This is a genomic window from Mogibacterium sp. CM50, assembly GCF_000293155.1.
Taxonomy (GTDB): Bacteria; Bacillota; Clostridia; order Peptostreptococcales; family Anaerovoracaceae; genus Mogibacterium; species Mogibacterium timidum.
The window spans coordinates 29360-45127 of sequence record NZ_ALNL01000004.1; the positions used below are offsets into that span (position 1 = coordinate 29360).

General features: G+C 45.5%; 16 protein-coding genes and 1 riboswitch. Of the genes, 12 read left to right on the plus strand and 4 right to left on the minus strand.

Annotated elements, in window-relative coordinates; all coding sequences use genetic code 11:
- Positions 1–75: 75 nt before the first annotated feature.
- A complete protein-coding gene (locus HMPREF1152_RS00205; protein WP_009643097.1) occupies positions 76–1029 on the minus strand; it encodes a 3-hydroxyacyl-CoA dehydrogenase in 954 nt (317 codons plus the stop codon).
- A gap of 233 nt (positions 1030–1262) precedes the next feature.
- Positions 1263–1378: riboswitch (FMN riboswitch) on the plus strand.
- Between the two features lie 125 nt (positions 1379–1503).
- Between HMPREF1152_RS00205 and ribD the strand changes: the two genes are divergently transcribed.
- The 6 genes from ribD to thrH are packed head-to-tail and all read left to right on the plus strand — an operon-like array spanning position 1504 to position 6546.
- Positions 1504–2778 carry a bifunctional diaminohydroxyphosphoribosylaminopyrimidine deaminase/5-amino-6-(5-phosphoribosylamino)uracil reductase RibD gene (gene ribD / locus HMPREF1152_RS00210; RefSeq protein WP_009643093.1) on the plus strand — a complete coding sequence of 425 codons (1275 nt, stop codon included), beginning with the start codon at positions 1504–1506 and terminating at the stop codon, positions 2776–2778.
- A complete protein-coding gene (locus HMPREF1152_RS00215) occupies positions 2778–3452 on the plus strand; it encodes a riboflavin synthase (protein WP_009643088.1) in 675 nt (224 codons plus the stop codon). The genes ribD and HMPREF1152_RS00215 overlap by 1 nt, the downstream gene beginning before the upstream one ends.
- Before the next feature lie 11 nt (positions 3453–3463).
- Entirely contained in the window at positions 3464–4690 is a 1227-nt protein-coding gene (locus tag HMPREF1152_RS00220) for a bifunctional 3,4-dihydroxy-2-butanone-4-phosphate synthase/GTP cyclohydrolase II (RefSeq protein ID WP_009643129.1), read from the plus strand.
- A gap of 12 nt (positions 4691–4702) precedes the next feature.
- Positions 4703–5176, plus strand: a complete 474-nt coding sequence (gene ribH / locus HMPREF1152_RS00225) for a 6,7-dimethyl-8-ribityllumazine synthase (RefSeq protein ID WP_009643096.1) — start codon at positions 4703–4705, stop codon at positions 5174–5176.
- Between the two features lie 11 nt (positions 5177–5187).
- Positions 5188–5937: an HAD family hydrolase gene (locus HMPREF1152_RS00230; protein ID WP_009643101.1), complete on the plus strand. Its 750-nt coding sequence runs from the start codon at positions 5188–5190 to the stop codon at positions 5935–5937.
- A 9-nt stretch (positions 5938–5946) separates the two neighbouring features.
- On the plus strand, positions 5947–6546 hold the full coding sequence (thrH, locus tag HMPREF1152_RS00235) for a bifunctional phosphoserine phosphatase/homoserine phosphotransferase ThrH (protein ID WP_009643128.1): 600 nt from the start codon (positions 5947–5949) through the stop codon (positions 6544–6546).
- A gap of 550 nt (positions 6547–7096) precedes the next feature.
- On the opposite strand, the gene rpsI is transcribed toward thrH, so the two are convergent.
- The 3 genes from rpsI to HMPREF1152_RS00250 all read right to left on the minus strand — a co-directional run bounded on the left by rpsI (position 7097) and on the right by HMPREF1152_RS00250 (position 8664).
- Positions 7097–7492 carry a 30S ribosomal protein S9 gene (rpsI, locus tag HMPREF1152_RS00240; RefSeq protein ID WP_009643105.1) on the minus strand — a complete coding sequence of 132 codons (396 nt, stop codon included), beginning with the start codon at positions 7490–7492 and terminating at the stop codon, positions 7097–7099.
- A gap of 17 nt (positions 7493–7509) precedes the next feature.
- Complete coding sequence (rplM, locus tag HMPREF1152_RS00245; protein ID WP_009643103.1) at positions 7510–7938, minus strand: 50S ribosomal protein L13; 429 nt, start codon at positions 7936–7938, stop codon at positions 7510–7512.
- 171 nt (positions 7939–8109) lie between these two features.
- The gene (locus HMPREF1152_RS00250) at positions 8110–8664 is read right to left on the minus strand and encodes a GNAT family N-acetyltransferase (protein ID WP_009643133.1); all 555 of its coding nucleotides are present in this window, start codon (positions 8662–8664) and stop codon (positions 8110–8112) included.
- 556 nt (positions 8665–9220) lie between these two features.
- On the opposite strand from HMPREF1152_RS00250, the gene HMPREF1152_RS00255 reads away from it, so the two are divergent.
- From HMPREF1152_RS00255 to HMPREF1152_RS00280, 6 genes are all read left to right on the plus strand, one after another.
- Positions 9221–9514 (plus strand): hypothetical protein, encoded by a 294-nt coding sequence (locus HMPREF1152_RS00255; protein ID WP_039883224.1) that lies wholly within the window; start codon positions 9221–9223, stop codon positions 9512–9514.
- A 307-nt stretch (positions 9515–9821) separates the two neighbouring features.
- Positions 9822–10349, plus strand: coding sequence for a GNAT family N-acetyltransferase (locus HMPREF1152_RS00260; protein WP_198004053.1), 528 nt, complete (start codon positions 9822–9824; stop codon positions 10347–10349).
- Positions 10350–10368: 19 nt separating this feature from the next.
- Positions 10369–11154: a mechanosensitive ion channel family protein gene (locus HMPREF1152_RS00265; RefSeq protein WP_242822256.1), complete on the plus strand. Its 786-nt coding sequence runs from the start codon at positions 10369–10371 to the stop codon at positions 11152–11154.
- A 265-nt stretch (positions 11155–11419) separates the two neighbouring features.
- Positions 11420–12472, plus strand: coding sequence for a response regulator transcription factor (locus HMPREF1152_RS00270; protein ID WP_009643091.1), 1053 nt, complete (start codon positions 11420–11422; stop codon positions 12470–12472).
- A 125-nt stretch (positions 12473–12597) separates the two neighbouring features.
- The gene (locus HMPREF1152_RS00275; RefSeq protein ID WP_009643085.1) at positions 12598–12987 is read left to right on the plus strand and encodes a DUF1307 domain-containing protein; all 390 of its coding nucleotides are present in this window, start codon (positions 12598–12600) and stop codon (positions 12985–12987) included.
- 154 nt (positions 12988–13141) lie between these two features.
- Positions 13142–15768: VWA domain-containing protein (locus tag HMPREF1152_RS00280; RefSeq protein ID WP_009643126.1), on the plus strand; the 2627-nt coding region annotated here is incomplete at its 3' end.

The window sequence follows — 15768 nt, forward strand, 5'->3', positions numbered from 1 at the left end:
GCCGACGTATCTGATGATCCTTGCCGTGGTCTGTAATTTGAAGGCCGTCACCGGCACTGATGATTTATCGTGTAATTATCTGTACTTGTAGAAGCCTTCGCCTGCGTTGACACCGGTCTTGCCTGCATCGATATACTTCTTGAGCATTGCGGCAATCTTACCGGCGTTTGTAGTTGGATCATTTGCCTCAGGGTGATTAGCAACGATGTTGTACGCAGTTGTAAGACCAACGATATCCAGAATCTGGAAAGGACCATATGGCGCACCGGTTCCAATCTTCCACGCCATGTCGATGTTCTCGTGATCCCCGATTCCGTTAGCTAGTAGATACTGAGCGGAATTTAGGAAAGGTACGAGCATCGAGTTGAGAAGGTAACCGGGCTGCTCCTTGAGAACCTTGATAGGAACCATATGGAGAGCCTTAGCGAACTCAACAGCCTCATCATATGCGGCTTGTGAAGTTCCGTCGTGTCCCATAACCTCTGCGGAGTTACTCCTCCAGATGTTGTTGGCGAAGTGTAGTGCGAGGTATCTTTCCGGTTTTGTGAAATCAACCTTAAATGTGCTGGGGAGCAGTGTTGACGAGTTAGTCATGACGATTGTCTTGTCCTCAAGAACCTCGTTGAGGTTCCGGTAGAATACGTGCTTATCCTCCGGAATTTCTGCCATGCTCTCTATATAGTAATCACAATCATTTGCTGACTCCTCTAGGGAAAGCGTGATTTTCAGGTTCTTATACGCAGATTCGACCCTGGCTGCCAGCTCATCGAGCTTTTCGTCAGTGAGTTCATCCGGCTTCAGGCCAAATCCTGCGGGTGCAGCTGCGTTCGGCTTACCAAGGCCGGCTCTGACAGACTCGATATCAGCTAGATATAGCTTGTGAAGTCTGTCAAGCTTAGGCTGAGCTCTGCCGATTGAACCCTCGCTTCTTAGCCATATTGTTGTATCAAATCCTGAGAATGCGCTCTGAAACGCAATCTGGCTGCCGAGAACTCCGCCGCCGGCTACTGTAACTTTTTTAGTGTTCATAAGATTCACCTCCGGTGTTTAATAACCATTAATGTTAGGTTTCTATAGCTTGATTATACACGAACAATTAAATAATGCTACGAAAAATTCAATAGTACACAATTATTTCTTAAAAACAACACATTTTAGAATGAGTGCAGCTATTGACATAGCACACTATAAGTTCTATTATACTTATTAGTTTCAAGTTATTCCGTTTTAACTCGGGATGATGAGGAACTGATAAATATGGTAATTGACTTCAGGGCAGGGTGTGATTCCCTACCGGCGGTACAGCCCGCGAGCCGAAAGGCATGATTCGGTTAGATTCCGAAGCCGACAGTTATAGTCTGGATGGGAGAAGCTTTTATTCTGAAGAGTGCAGATTACTGCACGGGAACGAATTGCAGGAGCTCTGAATGGGCTTCTTTTTTAATTCATATCCATTCTAAATGGACGGGTCAATTGTATATTTATTGGAATGAGGAGAGAGACATGTTGCTAGAAAGAGCTGATGAGCTGATGATGCTGGATAAGGAGTACATGCGCCGAGCTATCGGGCTTGCCAAGAAAGGTGAAGGCTGGGTTAATCCCAATCCGAAGGTCGGAGCGGTAATTGTCAAGAGCGGTCAGATTATAGGTGAAGGCTATCATGTGAAGTGCGGACAGATGCATGCGGAGAGAAATGCGATAGCATCGCTCCGCGAATCCGCGGAGGGTGCAACGTTGTATGTAACGATGGAACCTTGCTGTCACTACGGCAAGACCCCGCCTTGTACAGCTGCTATCATAGAAAACAAGATATCCAGGGTCGTAATTGGTTCAAAGGATCCTAATCCAAAGGTGGCAGGTAAGGGCGTCAAGATACTCAGAGAAGCCGGAGTCGAAGTAGTAGAGGATTTCTTGATGGAGGAATGCGATGCTCTTAATCCGATTTTCTTCCATTACATAACCACAGGGCGTCCATATGTACGTCTCAAGTATGCAATGACCGCAGACGGCAAGATTGCAACTAAGACCGGAGCTTCCAGATGGGTGACAGGACCGGAAGCAATCCACAAGGTGCATGAGATGCGCCACGAGTGCATGAGCGTTATGGTTGGTGTTGACACTGTGATCGCCGATGATTCTATGCTGAACTGCAGGCTTCAGGACGGTAGAGATCCAATCAGGATAGTTTGCGACAGCAAGCTGCGGATACCAAGCGACGCACAGCTGGTAAGGACTGCGGACGAGTACGACAGCGAGACAATTATTGTGTGCTCTGTTGAAGGACTTCCGATGGGAGAAATCCGGGTTAGCGAGAAGGCTCCGCTCTACATGGATGACGAGAATACCAATCCGCCGGCAAAGGCACTTGCCAAGAAATTCGGCGGAGCCGAATTTACCAAGAAGGCTGCCAAGCTAAATGAAAAAGGCGTCAGACTGTTCAACTTTCCCGGGCATGACGGCAGAGTGGATCTGATAATGCTGCTTCAATACCTGGGCAAGCTCGACATAGACAGTCTGCTGCTGGAGGGTGGGGGTAATCTCAACGAAAGTGCGCTGAGAGCGGGTATTATCAATGAGGTAAGGATATTTGTCGCTCCAAAGGTGTTTGGAGGAAAGGCCAAGAGCCCGGTTGAAGGACTTGGAGTTGAGCATCCCAACATGGCATATAAATTCTCGTTCGATGACGTTGAGAGAATCGGTTCAGACCTCATGATTACCTGCAAGCGAATCGATAATCTCGGAACATATATTCCGGAAGATGAGGATGGAGAAGAGTAATGTTTACAGGAATTATTGAAGAAACCGGGAGACTGCGCTCTCTAGATATTTCCGGAGCGACAGGGCGCATAGAGATCTCGGCGTCCAAGGTTCTGGAGGGAACAAATATCGGCGACAGCATTGCTGTAAATGGCGCGTGCCTTACGGTTGTTGAGATTAATTCCGACAGCTTCGTTGCTGATGTGATGCCCGAGACTGTCTCGCGAACCGGGTTTGCCCGACTCGGAGTAGGTGATAGAGTCAATCTGGAGCGAGCGATGGCTGCAAATGGCAGGTTCGGTGGGCATATAGTGTCAGGCCATATTGATGGAGTCGGTACGGTTGAGTCGCTCGAGGATGACGGAATTGCTGTGTGGGTCAGCATCAAGGCGGCATCGGAGATTCTCAATCTGATAGTTGAGAAGGGTTCGATTGCTATAGACGGTATCAGTTTGACAGTTGCCCACGTAGATAGCGAACGCTTCAAGGTGTCGATTATCCCTCACACGGGAGCAGAAACCACGCTGCTCACAAGACATGCGGGCGACAAGGTCAATCTCGAGAATGACGTAGTAGGCAAGTATGTCGAGAAGTTATTGGGGTTAGGCAATCCAACACTGTACAACTCAGGTACAAGTGACGGAGATGGAGGAAGCCGTTTGACGCTGGAATTTCTGGCAGAGAATGGATTCTGAAAGGAGACATGATGAGCAATAGAAAACGCGAATACGATTCAATAGAAAACGCGATTGCAGATCTGAGAGCAGGCAAGATAATCCTCTGCACGGATGATCCGGATAGAGAGAACGAAGGTGATATGATTTGTGCTGCGGAGTTTGCAACGCAGGAGAATATCAACATGATGGCCAGCCTTGCCAAGGGACTGATCTGCACGCCGATGAGCTCGGAATATGCCAGGAAGCTGAATTTCCCGGCAATGGTGTCGGAGAATACCGATAACCATGAGACTGCATTTACCGTATCTATCGATCATGTGGATACGACTACAGGAATTTCGGCTAAGGAGCGCGGATATACTATGAGAAAGTGTGTTGATCCTGATTCAAAGCCGGAGGACTTTAGGAGACCGGGTCACGTGTTTCCGCTAGTAGCTCGCAGAGGCGGCGTGCTGGTTAGAAACGGTCACACAGAGGCAACTGTTGACCTGCTCAGACTGGCCGGACTTGAGGAGTGCGGCGTGTGCTGCGAGGTTATGGACGGTGACGGTACCATGATGAGGACGCCCAAGCTGTGGGAAATCGCAGAGAAATACGACCTTGCATTCATAACAATCAAGGAGCTTCAGGATTATCTGCGCATCAACGAGTGCCACGTAATCCGCGAAGCAGTTGCTAAGCTGCCGACCGAATACGGTGATTTTACGATGTACGGATACATCAACGACATCACAGGTGAGCATCATGTAGCTCTTGTAAAGGGAGAAGTCGGAGACGGCAAAGATGTGCTGTGCCGAGTGCACTCAGAGTGTCTCACAGGAGATACCTTTGGATCGCTCAGATGCGACTGCGGACTGCAGCTGGAGAAGTCGCTGGAGATGATAGATAAGGAAGGTCGCGGAGTTCTGCTCTACATGAGACAGGAAGGCCGCGGAATCGGACTCATTAACAAGATCAAGGCATATGCACTTCAGGAAGAGGGCTACGATACAGTTGAGGCTAACGTCAAGCTTGGATTTGCACCGGATCTCAGAGAGTACTGGGTAGGGGCTCAGATTCTGCGTGACCTGGGATGCAGGTCGCTCAGACTGATGACCAATAACCCGGATAAGGTGTACGGACTAAGCGATTTTGCGCTCGACATCACCGAGAGAGTGCCGATTGAGATTGCGCCACAGAAGTTCGATTACGTATATCTCAAGACTAAGAAGAGTAAAATGGGACACATTTTCAACGAAATAGAGCTGGATAAGTAGAAAGGAATCGTCATGAACAATATCAATCTATTAGAGGGCAAGGTTGTAGCTAAGGAAGGAATGAAGGTCGGCATCGTTGCTGCTCGTTTCAATGAAATCGTCGTTAGCAAGCTGCTCGGCGGCGCTGTTGATGGACTTGTTCGTCACAACGTCAAAGAGGAGAATATTACAGCTGCCTGGGTACCGGGCGCATTTGAGCTTCCGGCTGTAGCCAAGAAGATGGCCGAGTCCGGCAGGTACGATGCTGTAATTGTACTCGGTGCTGTAATCAGAGGACAGACCTCTCACTACGATCTGGTGTGCAATGAAGTTGCAAAGGGAACCGCTCAGGTGTCGATGCAGACAGGCGTTCCAACTATGTTTGGGGTAATCACAACCGAGAACATTGAGCAGGCAATTGCTCGTGCAGGAAGTAAGGTTGGCAACAAAGGGTACGACTGTGCACTATCTGCAATCGAGATGGTTAATCTGATAAATCAGCTGTAGGAGTTATATGTATGGGAAACAATCAAGCCGGTGAGGAGAACCGGACCGGAATTCCTAAAGATGACACAGCTGTCGGTGGCAGCAAGGTCGATAGAAGCAAGATAATGCTGGTGTTCGACTATGATGGCACTATTCAGGAAACAATGAAAATATATGCGCCGGCCGTTCTGGATATGGCCAAGAGACTGCGCAATATATACGGATATCGAGTCGAAAATCCCGGCTACGCGCGCATGGAGAGCTGGCTGGGGCTCCGCAACGAAGAGATGTGGGAGGATTTCGCCCCGGCGCTCTCCGCGGACGCCAGGGCGGCCGCGGCGGCGAGGGTCGCCGCCTACATGCGCGCTCTGGTTCGCGAAGGTGTTGACCCCTGGTATTCCGGTACCAGAGAGATACTGGATAAGCTAAAGGCTGAAGGCTATAGGATGATGATTCTCAGCAACTCGGATCACGAGTATGCCGATTTTAATAGAGACAGCTTTGAAACCGATAAGTGGTTCGAGAGATATGTAGATTGTGAATCTTGGGATTGGCAGTCCAAGGCGGATGTGTTAAGCTCAATTATAGCCGACAATCCGGAGATGACATACGTGATGATAGGAGACAGGTTCAACGACCGGGAAGCCGCGGTCAAGAACCGTATCCTGTTTATCGCATGCGACTACGGATATGCACGAGCAGGTGAGCTCGACGAGACAGATGCGCGGGCACACTCGATAGAGGAGCTGCCGGAGATAATTGCAAGATTAACAGATTATTAGGGGGTTAACATGAACATTGTTTGCTTGGACATGGAAGGAGTATTGGTACCGGAGATTTGGATAGCTTTTGCAGAAGAAACCGGAATTCAGGAGCTCAAGAGGACCACTAGAGATGAGCCGGATTACGACAAGCTCATGAACTACAGATTGAATATATTGAGAGAGCATGGACTCGGCCTCAAGGAGATTCAGGCTGTAATCGCCGGAATTGATCCGTTGCCGGGAGCCAAAGAATTCCTGGACGAGCTCCGCGAGACCGTTCAGACAATAATCATCAGCGATACATTTTCGCAGTTCGCACAGCCGCTTATGAAGAAGCTGGACCGGCCAACTCTATTCTGCAACGAATTGATTGTAGGTGAGGATGGCATGATTGACGGCTTTAAGATGCGCTGTGAGAAGTCAAAGCTGACAACCGTCAAGGCCCTGCAGTCTTGCGGTTTCGAGACTATAGCTTCCGGAGACAGCTTCAATGATTTAGGCATGATTCAGGCCGGCAAGGCAGGCTTCCTATTTAGAAGCACTGATGCAATCAAGGCAGAGTATCCGGAGATCCCGGCCTTTGATGAGTTCGACGATCTGCTGGCGGCAATCAAGGCTGCGCTGTAAGTTGAGAGCCTACGGGGCATATGCATGTAAAGCATATGCCCTTAAACATTTAGAGATAGATAAAAAGCACTGCATCGTGAACTGCACCCCGAAAGTTAAATTTTCGGGGTGCAGTTCATCGGCGGTGTTTTTTTAGTGCCATCTTTACTAATTTAAGACATGCAGAATTCGCAATAAAAACAGACGGGATGATAGGAACGATTAATCCAACATTCTTATCCAATGGTCTTGCCTTGCCCTTCCGGAAGCAGTTCAAGATGGATAAGAAGGCAGAAAAGGAGCGCCTGTAGCAGCAGAGCGGCTAGCGTGTTTTGTGTGATAATTTTGCAGAAGATCGTATGAAATTTCCGTGTGTAAACCTTTTTCTGTAAATTAGCCTTCTGCGGTAAATTGGTGGATTTTAGCTCATAATCATATTAGGTGATTACGAGCTTATTTTTTATGCTGTTTTGTCACTTATTTGTTACTAACGCAGACGAAAACGCACGAATACAGACAAAGAAAAATCCCTAAATTCCAACGAATTCAGGGACTTGCCAATCCTGTGAAATTAACGCTTCGAGAACTGGCTTGCTCTTCTGGCCTTCTTGAGCCCGTATTTCTTTCTTTCCTTCATACGAGGGTCTCTCGTTAGAAAGCCGGCGGCCTTAAGTGTTTGTCTGTTAGCCTCAGCATCTACTTCGCAAAGTGCTCTTGAGATACCGTGCCTAAGTGCTCCGGCCTGCCCTGTTGTACCACCACCGTTAACCAGCGCGATTACATCGTACTTACCGGTTGTTCCGGTGATTTCAAAAGGTCTCTTAACCTCGTTCTTCAGGACTTCAAGTCCAAAGTAATCCTCAAGATCCTTCTTGTTTACAACGATTCTTCCTGTTCCAGGGAGTAATCTGACTCTAGCAATTGAAGATTTTCTTCTTCCGGTTGCCTGATACATTTCTTTAGCCATCTTCTAATCCTCCCTTCCTAGAATTTCCACTCTTCAGGATTCTGTGCAGCATGTGGATGCTCAGGTCCTGCGTATACCTTTAGCTTCTTGAACATCTGTCTGCCGAGCTTGCCCTTAGGCATCATACCCTTAACGGCGTGACGGATGATCTCCTCCGGCTTTTTAGCACGAAGCTCTGCGAGAGTTGTTTCCTTGAGACCACCGGGATAACCGCTATGGCTCCTGTAGATCTTCTGATTTTTCTTCTTGCCTGTAACTGCAACCTTCTCAGCGTTTACAACAACTACGTAATCTCCGCAGTCAACGTGAGGTGTGTAGATAGGCTTCTTTTTTCCTCTTAGGATCATTGCAACCTCAGCTGCAAGCTTTCCCAGAGTCTTGTCCTCTGCATCGATAACGTACCATCTGTGGTCGATCTCTGCAGGCTTAGCGATGTAAGACTTCATTTTGTTCCCTTTCTACCTACTCAGATCCAAGGGATCGGTTTCGGCACTGTCTACTGGGATCCGAGGATCTTGTTCGACATACTAAAAATAACTTAGTGTCGGAGCTGCCGGGCGAACCCTGCTCCAATTGCACAATGCGCCCGTAGATTATATTATCCGAAGCGCTTAAAGTCAAGCTTTTAAAGCCTTCATTTCATTCTGCTCTTCCCATTCTTCCTTGAGAATAGCTCGTAATTCCATGTCAAAGTACTCGTGGCTGCGTTTACCCGCAAGCTTGAGTATACCTTCTGTTCTAAATCCGAGCTTCGTATATAGGTGAGAAGCAACGACATCATCCGGGAAATGCGAAACCGTAACGCGGTGAGCCGTAAGCTCCTCGAATGCATGGATAAGCAGTGCTTCCATTGCTTCTGTTCCGTAGCCTTTGCCGCGCACTGATTCGTCTGCCAGGTAGATGATGGCGATATTGAGAGAGTCGTTAATAGGGTCGATATTAGTGATATCAATCTTTCCAAGCGGTTTTTTGGTGCTACTCTCAGCTATGGTTAGCCACTCACGGGTTGGGTCATGGATAACTGTGTGAAACTCGTCAGTGATTGTATCGAGATCGCGTTTGCCGGTAGTACAGAAGTGTTCGATAACGTCTTGACGTGACTCCCATTCTGCAAAGAGATCACAGTCGGCAAAGGATGCTTTTCGAAGTATAATATGTTCAGTCTCTATCACGTTTGATTCCTCCTATTGATAGTATCTAATATTCTTTATTGTAGAAATAAAAGCGTCTGATAGTCTTAATAACTAATTGTTCATTATATCAAAAAATGCACATCAGTAGTGATAACCCGACAAGATTTGATGATTCAAGTTTGTTCACAAGGATAAATGCCCATGCTATAATGTCTATAATCCGGGGGCTCAGGTTATATGAACGACAAGACAAGGAGTAACGTCGCATTCGTCTCGATTATGGGAATATTTCAGGCCACAAGATTGGACTTGAGATGTGATTTTTAGTTATTCTGGAAATACTCGGCTATTCCGGGAATGCTACTGCACAAGCACATAAGCCTGATTGAATGGGGCGGATGTGCCGTCATATCCGCATCTACAATTATTTCAATTATTTCACAGGATCGGTATAAGTGACCTTTTGAGTCGAAATGATTGTCCGGGGGAGCTTGTCTGTGTTCGGAAGGTATATTCTGCTCAAGTGTGCGGTGGGAGGAGCTATGATGAAGCAACAACGCAAAATCCGTAAAACATCAGCTTTATTACTGCTTTAATGTTTGCAGCAATCCTTTGCGCGGGCTGCGGATCACAACATAAGCCCGACGGAACTTCGTCTAATAATGCATTTGAGTTAAAATACGGTAGCTGTGACATGCCATCCGGATGGGCAAAAGATAAAGATGATTCCACATCTGATAAGCCGTTTTTTGTTCCTAAAGGATACGATGGAAATGGGGTACCCGATAATATCTCTATTGAGTACGGCAGGAATCATTATTCCAAAGAGCAGTCTCAAGAGTTCGGGAATTCAATATTGCAACAGCTCGGCATGCAGACGCGGGGATAGACTGTTGGACAAATTACCGCTTCGGGAACAACTACGAAGCATGGTGATACAATGTTAGTATATAAATTTTCCTTGAGTGATAGAACCTGCACTCAATATTATATAGTCGGTGACCGTTCATACGTCATGGTGTATGAGACAAATTTTGACGGTTCATCCGATTGTGACGAAGCAGCCAAGCAAATAGCCGATACTTTTAAATGGAAATAGCGCAAAGTGCGGTGTTTCGGGGCTAAAGCTTGATGTAATGAAAGAAGTATTGAATGTCGTCTGCAAAGATGAAAGATGAATGAGAGGACACATATTTATGGGAAATAACTCAAACATTATAATCCGTGAAGCGCACCGTCCCGATATCCCGGAGATAGGTCGCATCATGTCGGACAATTACCACGATACGTATGCCGACATACTGGACAGGAGATATATGGCATCGGTAAATCCTGACAGCTGCGCAGCCAGGATGGATGCCTATTATCTGGCTCCGGGTAATGAGCTGCTGGTTGCGTGTTGCTCGGAACAAATCAAGGGCTTCGTAGCCGGTACTCCATCTCCGGATGTTCTCGGTGCCTTCTGGCTCGAGATGCTTCACGTAGAAGCGGAGTATCGAGATATGGGTTGCGGTCGTAAGCTTTTATTTGCAATGGGTAAACGAGCTGCGCAGACGGGTTATTCTCAAATGGTCATAGATGTATTCGCAGGCAATTCCAAGGCGGAGGAGATATACAGGCACTACGGGGCGAGATTTATCGAGGGCTACTATCAGGACGTAGAGGGTTTCGGTGTGTTGTCATCTCTGTTTAGTTGGGATGATTTATCTGTGTTTGATAGATAGGGTGGACGCATTGAGCTTTGTGGTTAAAATAGTGACTTCGCAACACTTTATAAGCAGCATCATAATCATCGCATTCGGCATAATTGCGACGGTTATTATTGAGCACGGGTATAGAATATATCTCAAGAAGACAAACAACACCGTGCAGATGAACGCAATTGTACGTTCGACGTTCAGACTGATCAAGACAACCGCATGGCTGATTGCGCTGCTTGCTGTACTCGAAGTTAACAACATACGCATAACATCGATTATCGCCGGTGTTGGTGTTGCCGGCGCTGTCTTCGGTATGGCAATGCAGGATGTGTTCAAGGACGTCCTCATGGGTATGCATATCATCAATGATAAGTCCTTCAAGGTCGGAGATGTCATCAAAATTGACGGAGATGAGGGTATCGTTACACTGTTCACGCTTCAGACGACGCAATACACCAGTATAAATACAGGTGACCACGTTACAATATGCAACCGCAACATCAGCAAGGTCGCCGTGTCGAGCGGTATCTACGATATCAACATCGGGCTCAGGTATGACGAGGACCCGGACCATGTCAAGGAAGTGTTCACCGGCTGTGCCAAGAAAATTAAAGCTATCAAAGGTATTAGGAACGCAGAATACCTGGCTGTTCAGAATTTTGAAGCATCGTCTGTTATCTATAGGATCAGGTATTGGTGCAAGCCTAAAGATAAATGGGTGATGAGAAGAGCAGCGATGGGTGTGCTTCAGAAGTGCATCATTGAGTCGGGCCTCGAGATTCCATATAACCAGCTGGATGTGCATGTGGTTGATTCTCAGGGTAATTAAAATTTTATATGCTTCTAATGCACAGCGGATTTGATTTTTCAACTGAAGAAATATGTCTTAAATATTAAAATCAGCGGTCTCCTGTAAGCCGTTTTTAATTTATTGGCAATTTGAAAATATAAACTTCTCTATTGCCAATCTTGTTGTCAACCCCCATTCCGTATAAAAAACAGGTGATTTTATATAAGCGTTAAATACGATACAATTTATCCTATACTTGCAGATGCTTTCATAAATAATAGTGAACTAAAATGGAGTTCCGCTTATGAATCCGAACAAAGAGACCATAAACAGAAAATATTTGATGCCGTTTGTAAACTCTTGCTTTGAGAAAGGTGATGCACATTCGGCAATTGAGGCTATGACGGATTGCAAAATGCGGAAAATTGCATGGGCTGAGTATTATTACTTTACGGGTCATACAGAAGGGGCATCTGAACGGGCCGAAAAGCTCTTGGAAGAACCTGACTTTGCAGCAAGATTCTCCGGGTATATGATATACGGCTTTGCTAACCTCACTCTGGGACGCGTGCAGGAAACACAGAGGATGCTTGCGTATGTGGATAATACTTTTGCGGAGGATACGGATGCTTGCGATGATACGTGTAGGGCAATGTTGTCCTTTGCTTCGTTCCTATACAGAACTCTCCTTCATATTGAGCGAGAAGAAGAGTGTTCTCTTATCAATCGCTTAAAATATTTGCCTAACGGCCTTCAACCGTTTGGAAGCTATGTTATTGCGTACAGCATGTATCTCAAAGGTGAATATTGCGAGTCAATCGGGTTTATAAAGGGTGTTATGGCCTTGAAGGAACAGATTTATCCTGTTCCTTCAATATATCTCAATATTGTTATGGCAATGAACTATATGGCTTTAAGAAAGGTTGAATATGCAGAGAAATATTTTATGAAGGCATGGGAAACGGCTTCTGCAGATAGTCTTCTTGAAGCGTTTGGAGAGCATCACGGTTCTCTTGGAGGGCTCGTGGAAAAGTGCTTGAAAAATGAGTATAAAAGTGATTTTAATCAAATTGTCGATATTGTTTATCAATTCAGTACAGGATGGAGAAAGATTTATAAGGGAGTTCTGGGCGTAGAAGTCGCAGACATACTCTCTACCACAGAATTTTCAGTTGCTATGTTGGCAAGTAGCGGTTGGAAGAACAAAGAGATTGCCGGACATATGGGAATCTCTGCGAATACGGTTAAATCACATCTGGATTGTGTCTATCAGAAGCTTAATATATCCGGAAGAAAAGAACTTAAACAGTATATGCAAAGTAATTTACAAGGGAAATCTGCAGATGTGAAAATTTAGCAAGGTAAGCAATAATAGAATCTGCGAATCTTAAATTAAACTGTAATTAAAGGCAAAAAAATATGAAAAAAATCTTGATAATTTTGTTGATGTTGATTTTTACATTAACCTGGTGTTCGTGTGGGATGAATGAAAAGAAGACAGAAGTATATAAATACTCTGATGAAAATGTATCTATGGAATTGTCCGTATTTGCCGAGAATGATGACGTATATAAGATCGAACAGGTTTCGGAATTGAACATAAAAGGATACTCAGACCGGGAAGTCAAAGAAGTTGAATATAGAATAAAGGAAATGGAGAAAACATATAAAGCTATTGACGACATGGAGTATTCAACAAAGAAAGGGAAAAATAAAATTACTGAAAGCATCTCAATCCCGGTCAATGAAAAAACAATGGAAAAGATAAAGAAAGAAAAACTGATTCCGGTCGAGACACAGGAGGATAAAAGTATTTCGTTGAAGAAATTCACTAAATCGCTTGAGAACAATGGATGGAAATTGAAAAAATAAATTCCCGCAGATGTCATCTCGATGAGCGGGTATATAAACGTGTATATAATTATCGCTCGGTATAAAGAGCGTTTATATATAAATATATTTTAGAGAAACAAATTCTAAAATTGTATAGGAAGAAGCTTGTAAATTGTTAGTAGAGGTACGGAAAATGAAGAAAGACAAGAGAAGAGGCAATTCCATACTGGCGTTGATTATGAGTTTTGCTGTAATAATCTCCGGTTTTGGTACTCCGGGGATTAGCCTTGCCTTTGCTGCCGGAGATGAAAGTGCGCCTGCAGCAGAGAAAACGGCTGAAACTCGTGCACCTGAGAAAGTTCAGGTAGAAGCATCAAATGAAAAGACGGTTAACGCTGAGGAAAAAGAAGAATGGTTAAAGTCACCTAACCCGGACCATTTAAAGTCTCCTGAAAAAGCTAACCCATCCCCCGATGTTTCGGGCGGAAAAGCCGATCAATATCTCGGTGCAAATGGCAAAAAAATGATGCTCAGATCTGCATCAGGAACCGGATTACGCGGACCTGCACAAGGTGCGGTGGCGTTGACAAAAAAGGCGGAACCTGTACCGGGGAAGCTTAATACCTTCAAGGTGACGCTTCGCATGGAGGCGACAGATAAAGAACAGAAGAATGATATCGTCATGGTTGTCGATACATCCGGCAGTATGAATGACAACGGACGAATGAGAGAAGCTAAAAAAGCGGCGAAGCAGTTCGTAAATAAACTTCTTGACGAAAACCATCCTAATACGAGAATTGCACTTGTAACATTTGAAACCAATGTGCATGTAAAGAAAAATTTTACAAATTACGCTAATAAGCAGCAGCTTCTAAATGCTATAGATGATCTTAGGGCCGGAGGAGGTACCTTTACACAAGGCGGTATAAAGGCGGCTTCCGATTTGTTGAATAATTCGCAGGCAGACTTTAAGAACATAGTCTTGCTGTCTGATGGTGTGCCTACGTTCAATTATGCGCTGCATAATCCGGATAATTACCTGGTAAATGGCGGACCCGGAAGTCACGCCTATGAGAAACAGACGAGTGCGAATGTTCCAAGACCTGCGTTTAATTATTCAGAAACCACAGGTGCGGGAAACAGCATGTGGCACCGTTACGATAAAGTTTGGATAAATGGTCATCGCGAGTACCACTATTACAACAGCGGAAACTGTGCCATAGCTGAAGCAGGGTTTGCGAAACAGAACGCAAAGTTATATACGGTTGCAGTAAATGCAGGAAATACGGGAAATGATGTGCTTGAGAAGATGGCCAGTCCGGGGTGTTCATACAGCACTGAGGATCCGGCGGCCTTGAGCGGCATTTTCGATAGTATTGCAGCCAGTATTGCAGCTGCAATGAAGGATGCTAATGTTTCCGATCCTATGGGTGCAGGCTTTGAGGTTAAGGGCGGAACTGCCTCGAATATTCATGTTACACAGGGAACTGCTACACTTAACAACAACACGATCAATTGGAATGTGGGAACTCTTACGACATCGGTTTCACCCGGTTCGATGACGCGTTATGCAGAGATGACGTACGAGGTTGTTATTAATGACAGCATCTTGGATGTGGTATCACCTTCAGATGGAAATTATAATACCAATGCAGGAGCATCGGTTCATTATACGGATATAGACGGTGTTCAACAGACCAAGGCTTTCCCTGAACCGAAAGCAAAACCGTTAATCGTGGAGCTGCACAAAAGGCTGCTCGATTTTAAAGGCAGAGAGATTCCCGCCGCTTATGCAAACGGGCGTGAGTTTAATTTCAACATGAAGCTTAAAGAGGACTCCGGCTTCAATCAGAATTATCTCGTTCCCGGAAACAAAAGCAAGGTAATGGTTGACCTGCGTGTCGATAAAACATATCAGCTTAAAGAGAATGTTGTTTCCGGCAGCCCGGCAAGCAGTCTTTCCGATTATAATTCTGAAATACAATGGAAAACATGGGACGGAACTCAGAGCGCAGCACCTGTTACAGGAACATCACTGGATAGCTTTGTTGTACCTAGAGGCGGCAGTGACAATAATCCTCTGAACACAAAGATAACTGTTACCAATAAAGAAAAAAAGCTTGGAAAGCTGAAGCTGAAGAAGACCTTCAACCCTGATTCTGCAAATGGCAGAGGTATTTATGGGCCGAGGAGTGCGTTGTATCGTTCGGCTCCGAAGTATGCAATTACCGTTGTAGGTACTAATCCTTATGGCGGAAATGATGAAGTTTACAGGGCGGTTCATGAATTGTCTGCAGGGGAAGAAAGGACAATAGATAACCTTCCTTATGGTCACTATACTGTTTCAGAGCCGGGTCATGAACCTGCACCGACTTTTGTTGACAGCGACGGTACAAACGACGGCAAGGTAGACCTGTTGATAGATCGAAAGGAAGCTTCGGTGGAGGTAATAAACAGACCGAAAGGTGACGACTATAAGACCGAAGTAACAGCAAGCAAGACTTGGGTGAACGGCCCCGAAGCTGATCACACAGCTCCGAGCTTTGAATTATATGCTGACGGCGTTAAGAAAACTGATGTTACACCGACAGTGACACCGACAAACGGAACGGCAAATAAATTCACATATAAGTGGACAAATTTGCAGAAATATAATACCTCCGGCAGTGAAATAAAATACACTGTTAAGGAGGCCGGCGTAACAGTAGATAATAAAGTAACTGTGAATGGGCATACGTATGCAGTAACGCAGGAAGGCAATGCGATTACCAATACATATGAGATTCCAAGCAACGGTGAAGTAAGCGTAAATAAGGTATG